This is a genomic window from Rhizobium leguminosarum, from assembly GCF_002953715.1.
Classification (GTDB): Bacteria; Pseudomonadota; Alphaproteobacteria; order Rhizobiales; family Rhizobiaceae; genus Rhizobium; species Rhizobium leguminosarum_V.
This window is the reverse complement of the sequence record NZ_CP025012.1, coordinates 1,971,609-1,990,315: the sequence shown is the minus strand read 5'-3', so window position 1 is coordinate 1,990,315 and position 18,707 is coordinate 1,971,609. Positions and strand designations below refer to the sequence as shown.

Here is an 18,707-nt window from a genome sequence, read left to right as displayed (position 1 = left end):
GGCTGTGGCCTCAACGAGGCGAAACACAGATGAATGAGCAGACGGCCGAGCCGCATAGGGCGCCCGAACCTCCCGAGGTCCAGCCGCCGGCACGGCCACCGCGCGAACCGGTCTTCAACCTCCCACCGGCACTGTTCTTCAGTCTTTGCCTGCTTGGTGTCATCTATGTGGTGCAGGAACTCCTGCTCTCCGACGATGCGCTGAACTGGCTGTTTTTCACCTTCGGCTTCGTTCCCGCCCGCTATGTGATTCCGCTGTCGCAGCAGGGGCCGGAGCTGTTCTGGACGCCTGTCACCTATTCGCTGCTGCACGGCAGCGTCCAGCATATTCTCTTCAACGCCTTCTGGCTGATGGCCTTCGGCGCGCCGGTCGTGCGTCGCATCGGGACGCTGCGTTTCGTGCTCTTCTGGGTTTTTTCCGCCGTCGCGTCCGCCGCCCTGCACGCGGTGCTCAACTGGGGGGACGTGTCGCTGCTGATCGGCGCGTCAGGCGTCATCTCCGGGCTGATGGGCGCCGCCTGCCGATTCGCCTTTCCGGCCGAACGGCGGCCGATGGCGCCGGCGCATCTCAATCCCCGGCTTTCCATCGTCGGAGCGCTGAAGAGCCGCACCGTCATCATCTTCATGCTGCTCTGGCTGGTCGGTAACGCGCTGATCGCCGTCGGCATCCCGCTCGTCGGCGACAGCGACCAGGCGATTGCCTGGGATGCGCATATCGGCGGATTCGTCTTCGGCTTCTTGCTGTTTTCACTGTTCGACCGGGCGCCGCGCCCGCCGGTGATGGAACCTGACGGAACCGAGAAGGATATGTTGCAATCCTGAGCCGGGCAGTGCACGATCTACCTATCCGCGATGGGGGGAGAAACCGCCGCGGATGCCTGTGACAAGTGTTTCACGGACATAGGAGGTTCGAATGACCAGTTCAGTCAAAGCAATTCTCGACCTGAAGGGCAGGGACGTCATCACTGCCGGGCCGAGCACCACCGTCGCCGAGGCGGCCGCCATCCTCAGCAAGAAGAAGATCGGCGCCATCGTCGTCGTCGGCATGGAGAACCGGATTTCGGGGATGTTCACCGAGCGCGATCTCGTGCATGCGATCGCCAAACACGGCAAGGAAGGCCTCGACCAGTCGCTGGCCCAGGTCATGACCGCGAAGGTCTACCGCTGCCATGAGGAGACGACAGTCAACGAGCTGATGGAGCTGATGACCAGCCGCCGTTTCCGTCACGTGCCGGTGGAAAGCAATGGCAAGCTTGCAGGCATCATTTCGATCGGCGACGTGGTGAAATCGCGCATCGCCGAAGTCGAGCGTGAGGCCGAGGAAATCAAGGCCTATATCGCCGGCTGAGGTTTTCGCCTGCCTCGCAAGACTAATGTCGTCGTCCCAAACCGCCACGCGCTTTTGGACGACGTGCATCAGGGGTTGCTTGCGTAGACTTCCTGCATGCGCTTGATCTCGGGGAGCCGGGCTCTGGCTTCCTCGTAGCCGCGTTCGATCGCCTCGCCAGCCCGGTGGAATTCGGAAAGGCCGATATAGCTGAGACGCGGCTGCAGCGAAATATCCGGCGGGTCGCCGGCAAGGCGGGCGCGGGCGATCCTGTCCTGGATGATGTTGAAGGCCTGCACCATGACGCCGGTCATGCCGAGGCGCGCATAGGGCGCCTCTTCCTGCTTCTGCACTTCCTGCGGAGAGAGGCTGGCATTATGCCGGACGACGGCCGAGCGGCCGTAGAGATCGTAATTGAGATTGACGGCGACGACGAGCGGCTGCTCGTAAGCGCGGCAGACGGAGACAGGGACGGGATTGACCAGCGCGCCATCGACCAACGTGCGGTGATTGCTGCGCACCGGCTCGAAAATGCCGGGCAGGGCATAGGAGGCGCGCAGCGCCGTAATCAGCGAACCATTGGCAATCCAGACCTCATGGCCGGTATTGACCTCGGCCGCGACCGCGACGAACGGCCGGTCGAGATCCTCGACGTTCAGCCCTTCGAGATGTTCCTGCATGCGCTTGGTCAGCCGCATGCCGCCGAACAGGCCGCTGCCGCCGATGGTGAGGTCGAGGAGACTTGCGATACGGCGCATCGTCAGCGAGCGCGCGAAACTTTCGAGTTCATCGAGTTTGCCGGCGAGATAGCAGCCGCCGACCAGCGCGCCGATCGAGGTGCCGGCAATCATGCCGATCTCGACCTTTGCCTCGTCGAGTGCGCGCAGCACACCGATATGGGCCCAGCCGCGGGCAGCGCCGCCGCCGAGCGCGAGCGCGATCTTGATTTTCTTTTGAGGCGCCGGAGGCGGAAGCATATCGAGCGTGGTCGACATGCCGGAACCAGAACCCTCGCCTTCAGAGCTCTGACGATGCAGACTCCAGCTCAACATGGCGCTCTCCCCTCCCAGCAGAACACGTGATTTCCGATAGTGTGCCCGATCAGTTTCCAAATGGTATATAGAAGCGGTTTCTGGCGCAATAAGGAGCAAATGGCGGCGAATTCGGGTTATTTTCCGTAGACATCCTGCGGATCGAATTGAAGCTCGTCGTCAACGATATCAAGCATCGGCTTTCCGTCCTGAAGCGTGATCGTCCGGTAGAAACAGGAGCGGCGGCCGGTGTGACAGGTGGCGTCGTGGCCGGCGACCTCGACCTTCAGCCAGATGGCGTCCTGATCGCAATCGGTGCGGATTTCCTTCACCGTCTGGAGATTGCCCGAGGTCTCGCCCTTCTTCCAGAGCTTGCCGCGCGAACGGCTGAAATAATGCGCCGTGCCGGTCTGGATGGTCAGCGCCAATGCCTGGGCATTCATATGCGCCACCATCAGCAACTCGCCATCGCCAGCATCGGTGACAATCGCGGTGATCAGGCCGCGGTCGTCGAAACGCGGCGTGAAATCGCCGGCGTCTTCCAACGCCGACTTGTCCTCGGATGGTTGATTGAAGATCAGTTGACTCATCGCGGCCCTCCTGAGGGAGCCGGTATCAGCGGCTCCGCACCATGGTCATGAAACGGGCCTGATCGGCCGGCTCGGTCTTGAACGTTCCCGTAAAGGTGGTCGTCAACGTGGTCGAGCCCTGCTTCTGAACGCCGCGCATCGCCATGCACATGTGTTCGGCCTCGATCAACACGGCGACACCGCGCGGATGCAGCGTATCGTCGATTGCCCGGGCGATCTGCGCGGTCATCGTTTCCTGCGTCTGCAGGCGGCGGCCATAGATCTCGACGACACGGGCAATCTTCGACAGACCGAGCACACGCCCGTCCGGCATGTAGGCGACGTGGGCCTTGCCGATGATCGGCACCATGTGGTGTTCGCAATGCGAGTAAAACGGGATGTCCTTGACGAGGACCATGTCGTCGTAACCGGCGACCTCCTCGAAGGTGCGGCCGAGCACGTCTTCCGCCGCCATGTCGTAACCGGAAAAGAGTTCGCGGTACGATTTGACGACGCGGGCCGGCGTTTCGAGCAGGCCTTCACGCGTCGGGTCGTCGCCGGCCCAGCGCAGCAGAACGCGAACGGCTTCCTCCGCCTCCTGCTGGGAGGGGCGATCCGAGTCTCGGTTCGTCTGCGGAAAATTCTTTACGATGGCGTCCATGAACAATGGTCTCCTGGTCCGCACCGCGGACCCATCTGTCGGAATCGCCACTGGTCAATCCCATGCGGGAATTCATGCACCTTTGGCAGGCTCCGGGGCTTTCAGGGCAAGTTCAGCCCGTCCGGCACGGTTTCCCAATCAAACTTACACGAGGCCATTGCATTTTAATGGCCTTCGAACGACATACATATAGGAAGACGGCCATCGTATGTAAGTATCCTCAGACGACACGGTGTGTTTTTTGTTTTGATGACAATAACGCCCCCATAAAGGCCGATCCGCAGTGATTTTGGAGCGGAAATCCAGCATGGACGATATCTACAACAGCAAAATCCTCGAATTCGCCGGCAATATTCCGTTGACCGGCACGCTTGATGATGCCGATGCGACCGCCCAGGCCTATTCCAAGCTCTGCGGCTCGAAGGTGCGGATCTGGCTGAAGATGGATGGCGACACCGTGACCGGCTTTGCCCATGACGTGAAGGCCTGCGCGCTCGGCCAGGCCTCGTCCTCGATCATGGCCCGCCATGTCGTCGGCGCCACTTCGGACGAATTGCGGCAGGCCCGCCAGGACATGCTCGCCATGTTGAAGGCGGACGGGGCGGGCCCCCATGGACGGTTCGAAGACATGCGCTATCTGCTGCCGGTGCGGGACTACAAGGCCCGCCATGCCTCGACGATGCTGACCTTCGATGCGGTCGTTGACGCGATCGGGCAGATCGATGCAAAACGGGCGGAAGTTGTCGAGGCGTAACTGACATGTGCGAGTTCTGCGCTCGGCAGGCTGACGATGAGGACGACGGCGGTGCCGCCGTGTCGGACAAGCCGCGTGAAAAGGCGGCGCGCACTTCCCGCAATTATGCCGGTCCGTTCCGCAAGACTCCCGACCGCCTGCTCGGCATGGGTGTTATCCGCCTCTACCAGCTGACGCTGTCCGGCTTTGTCGGCAATTCCTGCCGGCATATCCCGACCTGCTCCGAATATGGCTACGAGTCGATCGCCCGCCATGGCCTCTGGGCCGGCGGCTGGATGACGCTGTTTCGCGTCGGTCGCTGCGGCCCAGGCGGCACCAGCGGCCTCGACCAGGTGCCGGAAATTCTTGGCGACGGCTTCCGCTGGTGGACCCCGTGGCGCTATTTCACCCTCGGACGCAAGAAAGGGTGAGCGCCATGACGATGCCCGGCGAATACAGGCGCGCATCGGAAGACTTCGACGGTTATCTCGATGATGTGAGAGCCGATACGCTGATCGACAGCCGCAATGTGGTCTACACCATGACCCAAGGGGTCTTTCAGACATTCCGCCGCCGCCTCGATGTCGCAGACGCGCTCCGGTTTGCCGATGTGCTGCCGCCGGTGCTGCGGGCGATCTTCGTCGCCGACTGGAATCCCGACGAGGCCAAACGCTCTTTCGAGGATCGTGTGGCGATGACGCGGGAGGTGCAGTCACTGCGCAGTGACCATAATTTTGCCCCCGACACCGCCATCCGAGACGTGGCGATGGCGGTTCGAAAGCATGTCGACGCCGCCGCATTCGACAGGGTGTTGAAGACCCTGCCAGATGGGGCAGAGGAGTTCTGGCGGCCATGAGCACCTTCATCGCCCTTCTGCACAGCATTGTCCTGACGCCTGAGCGCCGCGTCGTCATGCAGGATTTGCGCGCACTTGCCGAAGAACTCGGTTATCGCGAGCCGCGCACGCTGGTTTCCACAGGCAATCTTGTCTTCGAGGCCGACGAGATGCGGCCGCACGAACTCGAGGTGGCCCTGGAAGAGGGCTTCGAAGAAAAGTTCGGCAAACATGTCGACATCATCGTTCGCAGCGACTGCACCTGGATGGCGCTTTGCAGCACCAATCCTTTCAAGGACGGCAACGGCGACCAGGTGATCGTCCGGGTGATGCGGCTGCCGGTCGATCCCAAGAAGGTAGAGGCGCTGAAACCGCTGATGACGGAGGGACAGCGCATCGCCGTCGTCGGCGGCGATCTCTGGATCGATTTTGCCGGCAAGCCGAGCCAATCCAAGCTGCTTTCGGCGCTGACGACCAAGCGGCTCGGCGTCGGCACGATGCGCAACTGGAACACCGTGTGCGGCCTGACCGAAATGATTATATAACCCCGCTTTTTCTTTACTCAGACAGGAATTCTGGCTATCAGGCGGCTGCGCATTCAGCTCCGCGGAGGCGCGTTCGTGTCAACCACCCGCATTCGTTGGCGGGACTGGACAAGGAGAATTTCGATGTCCCAAGCTATTTCCCTGACATTTCCCGATGGTTCCGTGCGCGGCTATGATGCCGGCGCAACCGGCCGGGATGTCGCCGAATCCATTTCCAAATCGCTCGCCAAGAAGGCGGTCGCCGTTGCGATCGACGGCACCGTGCGCGACCTTTCCGATCCCGTGACGACCGGCAGGATCGAGATCATCACCCGCAATGACGACCGCGCGCTCGAACTCATCCGCCATGACGCGGCGCATGTCATGGCCGAAGCGGTGCAGGAACTCTGGCCCGGTACCCAGGTGACGATCGGCCCGGTCATCGAAAACGGCTTCTATTACGACTTCGCCAAGAACGAGCCCTTCACACTCGACGATCTGCCGAAAATCGAAAAGAAGATGAAGGAGATCATCGCCCGCAACGCCGCCTTCACCAAGCAGGTCTGGTCGCGCGACAAGGCGAAACAGGTCTTCGCCGACAAGGGCGAGCAGTACAAGGTCGAACTCGTCGACGCGATCCCGGAAGGGCAGGATCTCAAGATCTACTATCAGGGCGACTGGTTCGACCTCTGCCGCGGCCCGCACATGGCCTCGACCGGCCAGATCGGCAGCGCCTTCAAACTGCTGAAGGTGGCCGGCGCCTATTGGCGCGGCGACAGCAACAATCCGATGCTGAGCCGCATCTACGGTACGGCCTTCGCCGAGCAGTCGGAGCTCGACAACTATCTGCATATGCTTGCCGAAGCCGAAAAGCGCGATCATCGCCGGCTCGGCCGCGAGATGGATCTCTTCCATTTCCAGGAAGAGGGTCCCGGCGTCGTCTTCTGGCACGGCAAGGGCTGGCGCGTATTCCAGACGCTGGTCGCCTACATGCGCCGCCGGCTTGCCGGCGACTATCAGGAAGTCAACGCGCCGCAGGTGCTCGACAAGTCACTGTGGGAAACCTCCGGTCATTGGGGCTGGTATCGCGACAACATGTTCAAGGTAACGGTTGCCGGCGACGACACCGATGACGACCGCGTCTTCGCGCTGAAGCCGATGAACTGCCCCGGACATATCCAGATCTTCAAGCACGGGCTGAAATCCTACCGCGAGCTGCCGATCCGGCTTGCCGAATTCGGCAATGTCCACCGTTACGAACCGTCGGGCGCGCTGCACGGGCTGATGCGCGTGCGCGGCTTCACGCAGGACGATGCGCACATCTTCTGCACCGACGAGCAGATGGCCGCCGAATGCCTGAAAATCAACGACCTGATCCTTTCGGTTTACAAGGATTTCGGCTTCGATGAAGTCACCATCAAGCTCTCGACCCGGCCGGACAAGCGCGTCGGTTCGGACGATCTCTGGGACCGCGCCGAAAGCGTGATGATGGGCGTGCTGGAGACGATCCAGCAGCAGTCGAACAACATCAAGACCGGCATCTTGCCGGGCGAGGGCGCCTTCTATGGGCCGAAGTTCGAATATACGCTGAAGGATGCGATCGGTCGCGAATGGCAGTGCGGCACGACGCAGGTCGACTTCAACCTGCCGGAACGCTTCGGCGCCTTCTATATCGACAGCAACTCCGAAAAGACGCAGCCGGTGATGATCCACCGCGCCATCTGCGGCTCGATGGAGCGCTTCCTCGGCATCCTGATCGAGAACTTTGCCGGCCACATGCCGCTTTGGGTATCGCCGCTTCAGGTGGTGGTCGCAACGATCACCTCGGAAGCCGACGCCTACGGGCTTGAAGTGGCCGAGGCGTTGCGCGAGGCCGGTCTCAACGTCGAAACCGACTTCCGCAACGAGAAGATCAACTACAAGGTCCGCGAACATTCGGTCACCAAGGTTCCTGTCATCATCGTCTGCGGCAGGAAGGAGGCCGAGGAGCGCACGGTCAATATCCGCCGCCTCGGCAGCCAGGAACAGGTTTCGATGGGGCTCGACGCCGCCGTCGAGAGCCTTGCCCTCGAAGCGACACCGCCCGACATTCGTCGCAAGGCCGAAGCAAAAAAAGCCAAGGCGGCCTGAAAATCGCCGGGATTGGACAGCGCCGGATTCGGCGCTGTCGGAAATCCGATCAAGATCTGTACTAGACCACCATGATCGGGGAACGGATCACCCGACCGCAGCGCGCTTCAAAAAATTTCCCTATGCCAATGACGGAACGCGCCCGATACGCTCCCGATCTGCACAGTCGGGGCTTTTGGACCGCGATCACGAGGCTGTTTCCTCGGTGGCGCCGCCGAAGCGCGCGCTCCAAACGTCTCGGCTGAGCCGAAACCGCGCGCGGCAAAATCAATCGAGGCTGGTGTCGTCACCGCCCTGCTGCGGCACGAGCTGTTCGTAAGAGGGCAGCGGCTGCACCGGAGCCGGCTGGACGCCCGGCGGTGTCGGTGTGCCCACAGGTACTTGCTGAACCGTGCGGGCAGCATCCGCCGGAGGCTGCGGCTGCTGGTCCTTCATCAGAACCTCGACATCGGTGTTCCTGCCGGCGACGACGGTGAAATCGCGCTGGTAGATCTTGTCCTTGTTGCGGGCGACGGCGGAATATCCGCCTTCGGCGAGAACCATGGTGGGGAAGGCGCTGACGCTTTCGCCGACGCTGTCGCCAGCCGCTGTCAGGATCGACCATGCCGTATCGGCGATCGCTTCGCCGCCAGCGTCGGAGACCAGCTTGAAGGTGATCTGCGCGGCGCGATGCTGGATCGTCGCTTCGGTTAGCTTGCCGGCCTCGACCTGGATGTCGGCGCGGATCACGGCGTTGACGCTGCCATATTCGGAAACGATGTGATAGGTGCCGGCATTGAGGCGGACGACGGTATTCGGCGAGATATCGGCCATGACGAGGCCGCGCTCGCCATCGTCGCGCACTTCCGAGGAATAGATCGAGAAGCTCAACTGGTCGGGGCGGATGCGGGCATCGGTGCCGGAGACGGCATTGAGCAGCAGGCCGCCGGCATCGAGCACCATCACCTGCTTGTCGACCTCGCCTTCAGCCGGCACGGTCAGTTTCTTGGTGACGCCGGCGCGGCCGAAGGAGACGTTGACGAAATAATCGCCCGGAGCGAGCTGGAAGGCGGCAGGTCCGCCCTTGGCGCTGGCGATCAGCGGCAGCTTGCCGTCGGATCCGGCGATCGGGCTGAAGACGTACCAGGAGAGGCCTTCCTCGACCGGCCTGCCATCCGCCGTCAGCTTCGCTTCCATCGGGACGTCGCGCAGCTTGACCCCTTCGGGCGCCGCGCCGGGCGCGATGAAGGCATCGAGCTTCGGCATTTTCGGCGTCGATTCAAGCTGTTTGAATCCCTTGAAGGCATCCTGAGCGCTGGCGCCGAAGGGCGTCAGTATGATCAGGGCAATGGCAAGGCCGATGCGTGCAAAAGGCAAAATGCCAAACATCTGTTTCGTGAACCGATTGACTTCTGAAATCGCAAAGGCCACTTCAAGACCAACGCGATGGCAAATTCAAGACCCACCCTTTGCCGCAGCATAAATAATGAGAGCCTCTCCCGCATGAAATCCGATATCAAGCTGATTGACTACCTCGCCGTGCGCCGCTCCATCCCCGCTTTCCAGATGTGCGAACCAGGCCCCGAGAAGGCCGAGATCGAGGAGATCCTGCGGCTTGCCTCGCGTGTTCCCGATCACGGCAAGATCGCCCCCTGGCGCTTCATCGTCTATCGCGGAGAGCAGCGCGTTCGTCTCGGCGAGGAGCTTCTGACGCTGGCACTTCAGACAAAGACCGACCTTTCCGAAGAGATGATCCAGGTCGAGCGCAGCCGTTTCACCCGCGCGCCCGTGGTCGTCGCCGTCGTGAGCAAAGCCGGACCGCATATCAAGATCCCGGAATGGGAGCAGTTGATGTCGGCCGGCGCGCTTTGCTTCAACGTCATCCTCGCCGCCAACGCCAGTGGTTATGTCGCCAACTGGCTGACGGAGTGGTTCGCCTATGACGAGCGCGCCTATCCGCTGCTCGGCGTCGGTTCGGATGAAAAGGTGGCGGGCTTCATCCATATCGGCTCGACCACATTTCCGGCAATCGAGCGGCCGCGGCCGGAACTTGCCGATACGGTGACCTGGGTCGGCGGAGACGATTGATGTTTTACACCACCGAGAGCAACCGGCACGGGCTCGCGCATGATCCGTTCAAAGCGATCGTGTCGCCGCGTCCGATCGGCTGGATTGGCAGCAAGGGCAGGGACGGATCGATCAATCTCGCGCCCTATTCCTTTTTCAACGCCGTTGCTGACCGGCCGAAGCTGGTGATGTTTTCTTCCGCCGGACGCAAACACAGCCAGCGCAATGCGGCCGAGACCGGCGTCTTCACCTGTAATTTCGTCAGCCGCGATCTCGCCGAGAAGATGAACCTCTCCTCGGCGGCGCTGCCCTACGGCCACAGCGAATTCGATTTTGCCGGCCTGACGCCGAAGCAGGCCGAACTGATCGACGCGCCCTATGTCGGCGAGGCTTTCGCGGTGCTCGAATGCAAGGTCACCGAGATCATCGAGCCGAAGACGCTGTCGGGGGAACCGTCCGAAAACGTCCTGGTCTTCGGCGAAGTGGTCGGCATCCGCATCGACGAAGCGATCGTCAGGGACGGCCGCCTCGACATGTCGATCGCCCGGCCTGTCGCCCGCATGGGCTACATGGATTACAGCGAAGGCAGCGATGTTTTCGAGATGGTCCGGCCGAAGCCGCAGCAAGGCTGAGCCGAACCGGCAAAGCGTACAAAGGCTTAAGAAATATGGTGAACCAATCTTAAACCTTTTGCCGCTACGGTCCCAGCATTGAATGGAGCGCGAGGGAATCGCGTTCAAGTGCTGGGGCGTCGCGTGATCGTAGAAGCTTTTCTTCGTTGGATCGAAACGGCCAAGACCGGTGACCGGGCCCGGGCCGCAAACGCACTCGGGCGCGCCTATCTGCAGTCCGAAATGTCCGCGGACGAGCGGGCGGCGGCCGAAATGGCGATGACCTTTCTTCTCGACGATCCGTCGCCGCGCGTGCGGCTTGCACTTGCCGAGGCGATTGCCTGGTCGCCCGATGCGCCGCGCAACCTGATTCTTTCGCTTGCCGAAGACCAGCCCGAGGTCGCCTGCCACGCGGTGACCTGTTCGCCACTTTTGAGCGATGCCGATCTCGTCGACCTTGCCGCGCGCGGCAACGGCGCCACCCGCATGTTGATTGCGGCGAGGGCGCATGTGACGCGTCCGGTTTCCGCCGCGCTTGCGGAGGTTGGCGACGAGGAAGAACTGCTCTGCCTGCTTGAGAATGACGGCGCTGTGATCTCCGGCCTGTCGTTGAAACGCATCGCCGAACGGCTCGGCGACTGCTGCAATATCCGCAACCTGCTTCTCGATCGCAGCGATCTTCCCGCCGATGCCCGCCAGCTGCTCACCCAGCATGTCAGCAATGCGTTGATCGGGCTGCCGCTGGCGCAGGCGGCGATCGGCCTGCAGCGGCTTCAGCGCATCAGCCGCGAGGCGACCGAGGCTGCCATCGTTTCGATCGCCGGCGATATCGCCCCACGCGAAATCCCCGACCTCGTCCAGCATCTGCGCCTCAACGGCCGGCTGACGCCATCCTTCCTGATGCATGCGCTCTGCGCCGGCAAGGTGGACTTCTTCGCCGGTGCGATCGTCGATCTGACGGGCTGCGGCGAGCGCCGGGTGCGTTCGATCCTGGCAACCGGGCGCATGCATGCCGTGCGTGCGCTCTATGAGTCCGCCGGCCTGCCAAGGGATATCAGCGTGATATTCGTCGAGGCGACGATGTTGTGGCGCGACGCCGCCAGAAAGGCGCCGGGCAGCGTGCTCGGCAATGTCTGCGGCCGTCTTCTCGAAAAATTCCGTCATCACGACGTGCATGGCGCGATCGGCGAACTTCTCGACATGGTGGAAAAGCTGCACGTTAACGAGCAGCGACAATCGGCCCGCGTCTATGCGGCGCTTGCTGCGGCCTAATCGGCGAGCCGCGTCACCACCCAGGAATAGCTGGCGGAGACGAAATGCACGGGTTTGGTGAGTGTGTCCCTGACGCTTTTGCCCGAGGGTAGATGGGCGCGGACCTGCCCGGCGATGCCTTCGGCAAAACCGGCGATCCGTCCTGCGGGTTCCTCGGGCGCGGCGACAGCAACCTCGGGCGCAGCGGCAGGCACGGGCGCCGGCTTCGGCGGCTCAGCGGCGGCGATGACTTTCGGCGCCTCGCACACCGCGATCACCGAGGGATAGTTGACATTCACATATGTCTTCAGCCGTCGTTCGGCTTCCGCATCGCAAGCGGCAACGGTTTCCCAGCGTTTATCGACCGTCGCGACATAGTTGCACTGGCTGATGGAATCGTCGCAGCCAAGAATGGTCATCGCGATCAGCACCGCTTGCATATTCTGCTTCCTTGATTATTGAGCATATCATCGTCTTAGAAGGCGCAATTCCAACCGAATGAAGGCAACGGCATTAACTCTTCGTCATGTCGGGAAAAATTGTGCCCCGCGCCAGCAGAGGAAGTCAGCATGTCCGTGACCATCGCCCTGGAGCCGCCGCGCCAGCAGGGCGTCATCCGCCTTCTCGATCTTTCCGATGCCTATGCACAATCGCTCTATCCGGCGGAAAGCAACCATCTGGTCGACCTCTCCGTGCTGGAGAAACCTTCGGTGAGCTTCCTCGTCGCGCGCAGCGACGCGGTGATCGTCGGCTGCTGCGCGCTAGTCGACGCCGGCGACGGCACGGCGGAGATCAAGCGCATGTTCGTCGATCCCGAGGCGAGGGGGCTGAGGATCGCCAGCGGCCTGATGAATGCGCTCGAAGCAATCGCAGGGGAAAAGGGGCTGACGGCGATCCGGCTCGAAACCGGCATCTACCAGCCCGAGGCAATCGCGCTCTACCGCAAATACGGATATCGGGAAATCGAGCCTTTCGGCGCTTACCTGGCGGATCCGCTCAGCCTGTTCATGGAAAAGCGGCTGGGGTAACCGGTCTGCGAAGATATGTTCAGCCTTCGGCGACGCGCGGCATGGTTTTCGGCGAACCGGAAACTGGCGGTGGGGCCGGTTCGTCGATGATGATCTGCGGTCCGGTTTCGCTCTTGTCGGCGTTGCGGGCCTCGTGGATCCATTCGCGCCAGATGGCAACGATCAGCGCCATCAGCACCGGGCCGATGAAGAGGCCGAGGAAACCCATCGTCTTGACGCCACCGACGAGGCCGAAGAAGGTCGGCAGGAAGGGTAGCTTGATCGGACCGCCGACGAGTTTCGGCCGCAGCGTCTTGTCGACGATGAAGAGCTCGACCGTACCCCAGACGAAGAGACCGATGCCGGCGACATGCGAGCCGCTCGCCAGCAGATAAATGGAGACCAGCGTGAAGGATAGCGGCGCACCGCCCGGTATCAGCGCCATCACGCCGGTCAGAACGCCGAGCGTGACCGGCGAGGGCACGCCGGCAATCCAATAGGCAAGGCCGAGCACGATGCCTTCGCCGATCGCGATCAGCGTCATGCCCATGACGGTGGAGCTGATCGTCGCCGGCACGACGCGGGAAATGCGCTCCCAGCGGTTCGGCAGGATGCGCTCGCCGAGCATATCGATCTGCTTGGAGAAGGAGAAACCGTCGCGATAGACGAAGAACAGCGCGATCAGCATGAAGAGCAGCGTCAGCAGCAGGTGGAAGGCGCCGCCGCCGGCCGCCAGCACGGCGCGGTAGATGTTGCCGATATTGGCGCCGCTGACCGCCTGGATGACTTCGCCCAGGGCGCCGGGACTGCCGATATATTTGGTCCAGACTTCATCGAGATAGGCGCCCGCCCAAGGCAGCGCGACGATCCAGTCGGGTGTCGGGGCGCCGGCGCGGTTGGCGTGGATTGCCCAGGTGACCCAGGTGCGCACTTCGCCCGTCGTATAGGTCACCGCAAGCCCGATCGGGATGACCAGGAAGGTGATGATCATGATGATGGCGATGGTCGCGGCGATCGTCGTATTGCCGCCGACGCGGGCAAGAAGCTTGCGGTAGAGCGGCCAGCTGGCGAAGCCGATGACGAGGGCTGCGAGCACCGGCACGAGGAAGCCGTAGAAGAAATAGACGCCGGCAGCGACGACCAGGACCAGCAGCCAGCGCGCCGCCGAAATGGAGGGAATCAGCGGCGTGCGCGTCTGCGCTGAAGATCCGAGCCATCGCGGCTCATGATTGCTTTTCTGACGGTCGAACACACCCACGCGCGCCTCTTCTTTTTCTTGTACTCTGGTTATGGGCCATCAACCCGGCGGTTTCAAGGTCCGCACCATGAAAGCGTATACAAAGCGTCGCTATTCGACCCTCAGACCCGGGCGTCTTACTGCTGCGGACGGCTGAGAATCTTGAAGGCGTAGAATTGCGTCTTCTGGCTGGTCGAGAAATTGTTGTCGGAGCCGAGAATGAGGACGTCGGTGCCGTCCTTGGCCTTGCCGAGCGACATGGCCTCGATATTGTCGGGAACGAGGCCGATCGCCCTCAAATCGAGGACCTGGCTCTTGCGGGCGGGGATGACACGCTGGTCGCTTTTGGCGAGGGACGCGATGGCGGATACATCGGTTGCGTCGGCCAGATCCATCATCATGATCTTGATGCTGCTGCCGAAGCCCTGGGCATAACTCCGCTCGACGGCAAGCAGGCGGTGATCGTCGAGGGCAAGCATCTCCGACATGCCGTTGTCATTGCCGCCGTCGGCCTTGGTGGCGGCCTGCGGGATCGGCGAGACCGGGTAGACATACTCGGCCTTCGGCTCACCGGTGGCGCCGCCGTAGCGGATAATGCGCGAGAGGCTGCCTGACGTCAGCGAGGGGTTCGGGCCGTCCTGGTAGAGGGCGGCTTCGACACCGACGAACACATCGCCGGAGGGAGTGACGGCGAGATCTTCGAAGGCGAGGTTGTCGCGGATGCCGGTCGACTTGTCTGCCGTCGGGGCAACGCCTTCCGGCAGTTTGAACTCGCGGATGAAGGAACCGTCGGGCGCAGCAACGCGGACGAAGGGCGGAAGCAGCGCCTTGCCGTCGCCTTCACTGCCCCAATAGATGCCGTCCTTGCCGAGGCGGATCGATTCCGGATCGACGGTCCGGGCAGTGAAGGGCTCGCCGTTCTTGTCCTTCAGCGTCACCCGCTTGACGACCGAAACGCCCTTGAGACCGGATGCGTCAACATCGACGTCGAGTTCATAGAAGCGGGCCGGGCCTCTTTCCGAGCGGTCGTCGCTGATGGCGAGATAGTGGCCGGTGGCGGCATCGAAATCGAGGCCGGAAATGCCGCCGAATTCGACGCCGTTTTCCATGTGGCCGGTGGGGATGACGAATTCACCGAGATAGGAGAGCGAAATGCCGGCGGCGCAATCGCCGAAGGGGCAGGCGGTCTCGAAGGTGGCGCCGATATCGGTGGCGCTGACGGTGACGGTGCTGGACAGGAGAACGAAAGCGGCAGCCGCGAGAAAACGCTTGGTCATGACAAATATCCGGCAAGGGGTTGAAAACGGTTCAAACGGGCGCAGCTCCTCCCCGAGGGGAAGGCGCGCCGTCCGCTTCATGCGCCGGTTGTTTGACGGAGTTGTTACGGTTCTTCGTCAGTTCCGTGAAATCGTGAATGCTAAAATGCGGCGCGCCGAACCCGTGTCTATCCGACCGTTTGGCGCGCTCGATGTTATACCCTAGATATCGAGGTTCTCGGCGAAGGCTGCGCGATCCTGGATGAAGCGGAAGCGGGCTTCCGGCTTGGTGCCCATCAGATCGTCGACGGCGGCGCGGGTGCCTTCGAAATCCACCTCGTCGATCAGCACCTTGAGCAAGGTGCGCTTGGACGGATCCATGGTGGTTTCCTTGAGCTGCGCGGGCATCATTTCGCCGAGACCTTTGAAGCGGCTGATCTCGACCTTGGCCTTGCCCTTGAACTCCGTCTGCATCAGCTCGGCGCGATGATTGTCGTCGCGGGCATAGGCGGATTTCGCCCCTTGGGTGATTTTGTAGAGCGGCGGCACGGCGAGGAAGAGATGGCCGCCACGCACCAGCTCCGGCATCTCCTGATAGAAGAAGGTGATGAGCAGCGAGGCGATGTGGGCGCCGTCGACGTCGGCATCGGTCATGACGATGATGCGCTCGTAGCGCAGGTCTTCGTCGCGGTATTTCGAGCGCGTGCCGCAGCCGAGCGCCTGAACCAGATCGGCAAGCTGCTGGTTGGCGCCGAGCTTTTCGCGACCGGCGCTGGCGACGTTGAGGATCTTGCCGCGCAGGGGCAGAATTGCCTGGTTGGCGCGGTTGCGCGCCTGCTTGGCCGAACCGCCTGCCGAATCGCCCTCGACGATGAAGAGTTCGGCACCCACGGCGGTGTTCTGCGAGCAGTCGGCAAGCTTGCCGGGCAGGCGCAGCTTGCGCACCGCCGTCTTGCGGTTGACTTCCTTTTCCTTGCGGCGGCGCAGGCGTTCCTCGGCGCGCTCGATCACCCAGTCGAGCAGCTTGGCCGACTCGTTCGGATTGTCGGCAAGGTAATGGTCGAAGGGATCGCGCAGCGCGTTCTCGACGATGCGCTGCGCCTCGACGGTCGCAAGCCTGTCCTTGGTCTGGCCGACGAATTCCGGCTCGCGGATGAAGACCGACAGCATGCCGACCGCCGAGATCATCACGTCGTCGGTGGTGATCTGCGCGGCGCGCTTGTTCTGCGTCAGCTCGGCATAGGCCTTCAGGCCCTTGGTCAGCGCGATGCGCAGCCCCGCTTCATGTGTGCCGCCTTCGGTCGTCGGGATGGTGTTGCAATAGGAATGCACCTGCGGATCGCCACCATACCAGGTGATCGCCCATTCCATCGAGCCGTGGCCGCTCACCTTCTCCGTCTTGCCGGCAAAGATCTCGCGGGTGACGGTGAACTCCTTGCCCATCGTCGCCTGGAGATAGTCCTTCAGGCCGCCGGGGAAGTGGAAGACGGCCTTGTCAGGGACCTCGGAGCCTTCGGGCAGCACGCCCGCCTCACAGCTCCAGCGGATTTCGACGCCGCCGAACAGATAGGCTTTCGAGCGCGCCATGCGGAAGACCCGGGCGGCATCGAACTTCATGTGATCCCCAAAGATCTGGGGGTCGGGATGGAAGCGCACGCGGGTGCCGCGGCGGTTGTGAACGTCACCCAACTCTTCGAGACCGCCCTGCGGCAGGCCGCGGGAGAAGCGCTGGCGGTAGAGCTTGCGGTTTCGCGCTACCTCGACCTCGAGGTCGTCGGAGAGCGCGTTGACGACCGAAACGCCGACGCCGTGCAGGCCGCCAGAGGTCTCGTAGGCCTTGCCGTCGAATTTGCCGCCGGCATGCAGTTTGGTCATGATGACTTCGAGCGTCGACTTGCCCGGCACCTGCGGATGGTTCTCGACCGGGATGCCGCGGCCGTTGTCGGAGACGGTGAGATAACCCTCGAGGTCAAGATAGACCTCGATGAAATTGGCGTGCCCGGCGACCGCCTCGTCCATCGCATTGTCGATGACTTCGGCAAACAGGTGATGCAGCGCCTTTTCATCGGTGCCGCCGATATACATGCCAGGACGCATGCGCACCGGCTCGAGGCCTTCGAGGACACGGATCGACGAGGCGCCGTAATCATCCGAGTTCGAGGCGGCGGGCGCCGGACGCGCTGAGGCTCCAGCAGCAGGGGGTGCTGCGGCGGCGACGGGCGCAGCCGTCACCGGCGGCCGCTCGGCCGGAGCGGCAGGCTTCTGCGCCTCCTCGCGTTTTTCAGAGAGGGGCATTCCGGAAAAGAGGTCGTTGCTATCGTCCATGGAGCCGTTCAGATCTTCATCCTGTCTTAGGTCTGGCTTGGGCGGGCATCCGCCGCCGACCCAAAATCACCGCATTTCATGCCACGTTTGCGAATCAGGCAGATTTTGCCAGAAAGCACCTCTATACGCGACACCGCCTGTTTTGGCGGGTTTTTCCCAAATGATTTGCGTTGCCGGGCGCGGAATGGCAAGCGGCGGCAGGCTTCAGGAACCATCCGAATGCGAATGTCCACAAGTCATTGCACCATCATCACCGCAATTGCGGCGTTTTTCTTGTCTGCGGCCATGCTGTCCGCTGTCGGCCCGGTACAGGCAGCCGATGTGCTGGCGCCCTTCAAGGACGATCTGTTTTCGAAGCAGACCGTGCTGCAGACGGGCGATGACGGCGCCTCCGAGGTCATCGACTATGACGAGACGCGCGATATCAACGGCCGCGACCAGATCCCGCAAAAACGGGTGCAGCAGAAATATGTGGCGCTCGGCATCCGCAAGGCTCAAGCGGACGAAACACTGTCTCTCGACGGCATCAAGCTCGATGTCACCAGGGTGGGACCGGCTCAGAGTGCTGCTTTCACGGTGATTTTCATCCATGGGCGCGACGGCGACCGGCGGCTCGGCGCCAACGACTACAGCTTCGGCGGCAATTTCAACCGGCTGAAGAACCTCGTTGCCGGCAATGGCGGCGTTTATTATTCGCCGACCGTCAAGAGCTTCGACAGCAGCGGCGTTGCGGCGATCGCCGGCCTGATCCGCTATGCAAGCGTGCAATCACCCGGCCGGCCGATCATCCTTTCCTGTGCCTCCATGGGCAGCCAGGTCTGCTGGGGCATCGCGCGCGATGGCGACAGCGTCAAGCGGCTGAAGGGCATGCTGATCATGAGCGGGGTCACCGATCCGGATTTCATCAAGAGCGCCTTCTACAAGGCAAAGCTGCCGCTCTGGTTCGCCCATGGCAGCCGCGACCCGGTCTATGCCGCCTCCGACCAGCAGGCGTTGTTCGAAAGCCTGCACAAGGCAAAATATCCGGCGCGTTTCACGCTGTTTCAGACCGGCAATCACGGGACACCGATCCGGATGATCGACTGGCGCAGGGTGGTGAACTGGATTCTTGCCGGCTAGCGCATCGGTCGGAAATTCGGAGACTATTTTTAGAAACACGATGCAT

At 62.3% G+C, this 18,707-nt stretch carries 20 protein-coding genes; 12 read left to right on the top strand and 8 right to left on the bottom strand.

Features of this window, described 5'->3' with window-relative positions:
• Positions 1 to 29: 29 nt before the first annotated feature.
• Positions 30 to 821: a rhomboid family intramembrane serine protease gene (locus CUJ84_RS10145; protein ID WP_105006090.1), complete on the top strand. Its 792-nt coding sequence runs from the start codon at positions 30 to 32 to the stop codon at positions 819 to 821.
• Between the two features lie 91 nt (positions 822 to 912).
• Entirely contained in the window at positions 913 to 1,347 is a 435-nt protein-coding gene (locus CUJ84_RS10140; RefSeq protein WP_018242119.1) for a CBS domain-containing protein, read from the top strand.
• 68 nt (positions 1,348 to 1,415) lie between these two features.
• Here the strand turns inward: CUJ84_RS10140 and CUJ84_RS10135 are convergent, their stop codons facing one another.
• The 3 genes from CUJ84_RS10135 to folE form a co-directional block, all read right to left on the bottom strand.
• Entirely contained in the window at positions 1,416 to 2,378 is a 963-nt protein-coding gene (locus CUJ84_RS10135; protein ID WP_105006089.1) for a patatin-like phospholipase family protein, read from the bottom strand.
• Between the two features lie 116 nt (positions 2,379 to 2,494).
• Positions 2,495 to 2,947, bottom strand: a complete 453-nt coding sequence (gene hisI / locus CUJ84_RS10130) for a phosphoribosyl-AMP cyclohydrolase (RefSeq protein ID WP_018242117.1) — start codon at positions 2,945 to 2,947, stop codon at positions 2,495 to 2,497.
• A gap of 25 nt (positions 2,948 to 2,972) precedes the next feature.
• The gene (folE, locus tag CUJ84_RS10125) at positions 2,973 to 3,587 is read right to left on the bottom strand and encodes a GTP cyclohydrolase I FolE (RefSeq protein ID WP_003559608.1); all 615 of its coding nucleotides are present in this window, start codon (positions 3,585 to 3,587) and stop codon (positions 2,973 to 2,975) included.
• Between the two features lie 307 nt (positions 3,588 to 3,894).
• Here folE and CUJ84_RS10120 point away from each other — a divergent pair, with 307 nt between their 5' ends.
• The 5 genes from CUJ84_RS10120 (at position 3,895) to thrS (ending at position 7,809) form a co-directional block, all read left to right on the top strand.
• Positions 3,895 to 4,341: an iron-sulfur cluster assembly scaffold protein gene (locus CUJ84_RS10120; RefSeq protein ID WP_105006088.1), complete on the top strand. Its 447-nt coding sequence runs from the start codon at positions 3,895 to 3,897 to the stop codon at positions 4,339 to 4,341.
• Between the two features lie 5 nt (positions 4,342 to 4,346).
• On the top strand, positions 4,347 to 4,751 hold the full coding sequence (gene yidD, locus CUJ84_RS10115) for a membrane protein insertion efficiency factor YidD (RefSeq protein ID WP_105006087.1): 405 nt from the start codon (positions 4,347 to 4,349) through the stop codon (positions 4,749 to 4,751).
• Entirely contained in the window at positions 4,748 to 5,176 is a 429-nt protein-coding gene (locus tag CUJ84_RS10110) for a DUF2267 domain-containing protein (RefSeq protein WP_199788800.1), read from the top strand. The genes yidD and CUJ84_RS10110 overlap by 4 nt, the downstream gene beginning before the upstream one ends.
• Complete coding sequence (locus tag CUJ84_RS10105) at positions 5,173 to 5,700, top strand: DUF1697 domain-containing protein (RefSeq protein WP_105006085.1); 528 nt, start codon at positions 5,173 to 5,175, stop codon at positions 5,698 to 5,700. The genes CUJ84_RS10110 and CUJ84_RS10105 overlap by 4 nt, the downstream gene beginning before the upstream one ends.
• Positions 5,701 to 5,823: 123 nt before the next feature.
• Positions 5,824 to 7,809 (top strand): threonine--tRNA ligase, encoded by a 1,986-nt coding sequence (gene thrS / locus CUJ84_RS10100; protein WP_105006084.1) that lies wholly within the window; start codon positions 5,824 to 5,826, stop codon positions 7,807 to 7,809.
• 267 nt (positions 7,810 to 8,076) lie between these two features.
• On the opposite strand, the gene CUJ84_RS10095 is transcribed toward thrS, so the two are convergent.
• A complete protein-coding gene (locus CUJ84_RS10095; protein WP_105008145.1) occupies positions 8,077 to 9,177 on the bottom strand; it encodes a hypothetical protein in 1,101 nt (366 codons plus the stop codon).
• A gap of 114 nt (positions 9,178 to 9,291) precedes the next feature.
• Here CUJ84_RS10095 and CUJ84_RS10090 point away from each other — a divergent pair, with 114 nt between their 5' ends.
• From CUJ84_RS10090 to CUJ84_RS10080, 3 genes are all read left to right on the top strand, one after another.
• A complete protein-coding gene (locus CUJ84_RS10090) occupies positions 9,292 to 9,876 on the top strand; it encodes a nitroreductase family protein (RefSeq protein WP_105006083.1) in 585 nt (194 codons plus the stop codon).
• The gene (locus CUJ84_RS10085) at positions 9,876 to 10,487 is read left to right on the top strand and encodes a flavin reductase family protein (protein ID WP_105006082.1); all 612 of its coding nucleotides are present in this window, start codon (positions 9,876 to 9,878) and stop codon (positions 10,485 to 10,487) included. The genes CUJ84_RS10090 and CUJ84_RS10085 overlap by 1 nt, the downstream gene beginning before the upstream one ends.
• A 108-nt stretch (positions 10,488 to 10,595) precedes the next feature.
• Positions 10,596 to 11,738: a DUF2336 domain-containing protein gene (locus CUJ84_RS10080; RefSeq protein ID WP_105006081.1), complete on the top strand. Its 1,143-nt coding sequence runs from the start codon at positions 10,596 to 10,598 to the stop codon at positions 11,736 to 11,738.
• Here CUJ84_RS10080 and CUJ84_RS10075 read toward each other — a convergent pair.
• Positions 11,735 to 12,157, bottom strand: a complete 423-nt coding sequence (locus CUJ84_RS10075) for a hypothetical protein (RefSeq protein ID WP_105006080.1) — start codon at positions 12,155 to 12,157, stop codon at positions 11,735 to 11,737. The two genes, CUJ84_RS10080 and CUJ84_RS10075, sit on opposite strands and share 4 nt — an antisense overlap.
• A 129-nt stretch (positions 12,158 to 12,286) precedes the next feature.
• Here CUJ84_RS10075 and CUJ84_RS10070 point away from each other — a divergent pair, with 129 nt between their 5' ends.
• On the top strand, positions 12,287 to 12,745 hold the full coding sequence (locus CUJ84_RS10070; protein WP_105006079.1) for a GNAT family N-acetyltransferase: 459 nt from the start codon (positions 12,287 to 12,289) through the stop codon (positions 12,743 to 12,745).
• A gap of 19 nt (positions 12,746 to 12,764) precedes the next feature.
• Here CUJ84_RS10070 and CUJ84_RS10065 read toward each other — a convergent pair whose 3' ends face one another.
• The 3 genes from CUJ84_RS10065 to parE all read right to left on the bottom strand — a co-directional run bounded on the left by CUJ84_RS10065 (position 12,765) and on the right by parE (position 17,542).
• A complete protein-coding gene (locus CUJ84_RS10065; protein WP_105006078.1) occupies positions 12,765 to 13,982 on the bottom strand; it encodes an AI-2E family transporter in 1,218 nt (405 codons plus the stop codon).
• A gap of 116 nt (positions 13,983 to 14,098) precedes the next feature.
• The gene (locus CUJ84_RS10060) at positions 14,099 to 15,238 is read right to left on the bottom strand and encodes an esterase-like activity of phytase family protein (protein WP_105006077.1); all 1,140 of its coding nucleotides are present in this window, start codon (positions 15,236 to 15,238) and stop codon (positions 14,099 to 14,101) included.
• 201 nt (positions 15,239 to 15,439) lie between these two features.
• A complete protein-coding gene (gene parE / locus CUJ84_RS10055) occupies positions 15,440 to 17,542 on the bottom strand; it encodes a DNA topoisomerase IV subunit B (protein ID WP_105006076.1) in 2,103 nt (700 codons plus the stop codon).
• A 219-nt stretch (positions 17,543 to 17,761) separates the two neighbouring features.
• Here parE and CUJ84_RS10050 point away from each other — a divergent pair, with 219 nt between their 5' ends.
• Positions 17,762 to 18,661, top strand: a complete 900-nt coding sequence (locus CUJ84_RS10050; protein WP_105006075.1) for a phospholipase — start codon at positions 17,762 to 17,764, stop codon at positions 18,659 to 18,661.
• The last annotated feature ends 46 nt before the right edge of the window (positions 18,662 to 18,707 follow it).

What these genes read in the sequence shown, in the direction of transcription:
- CUJ84_RS10145 (WP_105006090.1), top strand. Translation starts at nt 30, where the DNA reads ATGAATGAGCAGACGGCCGAGCCGCATAGGGCGCCCGAACCTCCCGAG.
- CUJ84_RS10140 (WP_018242119.1), top strand. Translation starts at nt 913, where the DNA reads ATGACCAGTTCAGTCAAAGCAATTCTCGACCTGAAGGGCAGGGACGTC.
- CUJ84_RS10135 (WP_105006089.1), bottom strand. Translation starts at nt 2,378, where the DNA reads ATGTTGAGCTGGAGTCTGCATCGTCAGAGCTCTGAAGGCGAGGGTTCT.
- hisI (WP_018242117.1), bottom strand. Translation starts at nt 2,947, where the DNA reads ATGAGTCAACTGATCTTCAATCAACCATCCGAGGACAAGTCGGCGTTG.
- folE (WP_003559608.1), bottom strand. Translation starts at nt 3,587, where the DNA reads ATGGACGCCATCGTAAAGAATTTTCCGCAGACGAACCGAGACTCGGAT.
- CUJ84_RS10120 (WP_105006088.1), top strand. Translation starts at nt 3,895, where the DNA reads ATGGACGATATCTACAACAGCAAAATCCTCGAATTCGCCGGCAATATT.
- yidD (WP_105006087.1), top strand. Translation starts at nt 4,347, where the DNA reads ATGTGCGAGTTCTGCGCTCGGCAGGCTGACGATGAGGACGACGGCGGT.
- CUJ84_RS10105 (WP_105006085.1), top strand. Translation starts at nt 5,173, where the DNA reads ATGAGCACCTTCATCGCCCTTCTGCACAGCATTGTCCTGACGCCTGAG.
- thrS (WP_105006084.1), top strand. Translation starts at nt 5,824, where the DNA reads ATGTCCCAAGCTATTTCCCTGACATTTCCCGATGGTTCCGTGCGCGGC.
- CUJ84_RS10095 (WP_105008145.1), bottom strand. Translation starts at nt 9,177, where the DNA reads ATGTTTGGCATTTTGCCTTTTGCACGCATCGGCCTTGCCATTGCCCTG.
- CUJ84_RS10090 (WP_105006083.1), top strand. Translation starts at nt 9,292, where the DNA reads ATGAAATCCGATATCAAGCTGATTGACTACCTCGCCGTGCGCCGCTCC.
- CUJ84_RS10085 (WP_105006082.1), top strand. Translation starts at nt 9,876, where the DNA reads ATGTTTTACACCACCGAGAGCAACCGGCACGGGCTCGCGCATGATCCG.
- CUJ84_RS10075 (WP_105006080.1), bottom strand. Translation starts at nt 12,157, where the DNA reads ATGCAAGCGGTGCTGATCGCGATGACCATTCTTGGCTGCGACGATTCC.
- CUJ84_RS10070 (WP_105006079.1), top strand. Translation starts at nt 12,287, where the DNA reads ATGTCCGTGACCATCGCCCTGGAGCCGCCGCGCCAGCAGGGCGTCATC.
- CUJ84_RS10060 (WP_105006077.1), bottom strand. Translation starts at nt 15,238, where the DNA reads ATGACCAAGCGTTTTCTCGCGGCTGCCGCTTTCGTTCTCCTGTCCAGC.
- parE (WP_105006076.1), bottom strand. Translation starts at nt 17,542, where the DNA reads ATGGACGATAGCAACGACCTCTTTTCCGGAATGCCCCTCTCTGAAAAA.
- CUJ84_RS10050 (WP_105006075.1), top strand. Translation starts at nt 17,762, where the DNA reads ATGCGAATGTCCACAAGTCATTGCACCATCATCACCGCAATTGCGGCG.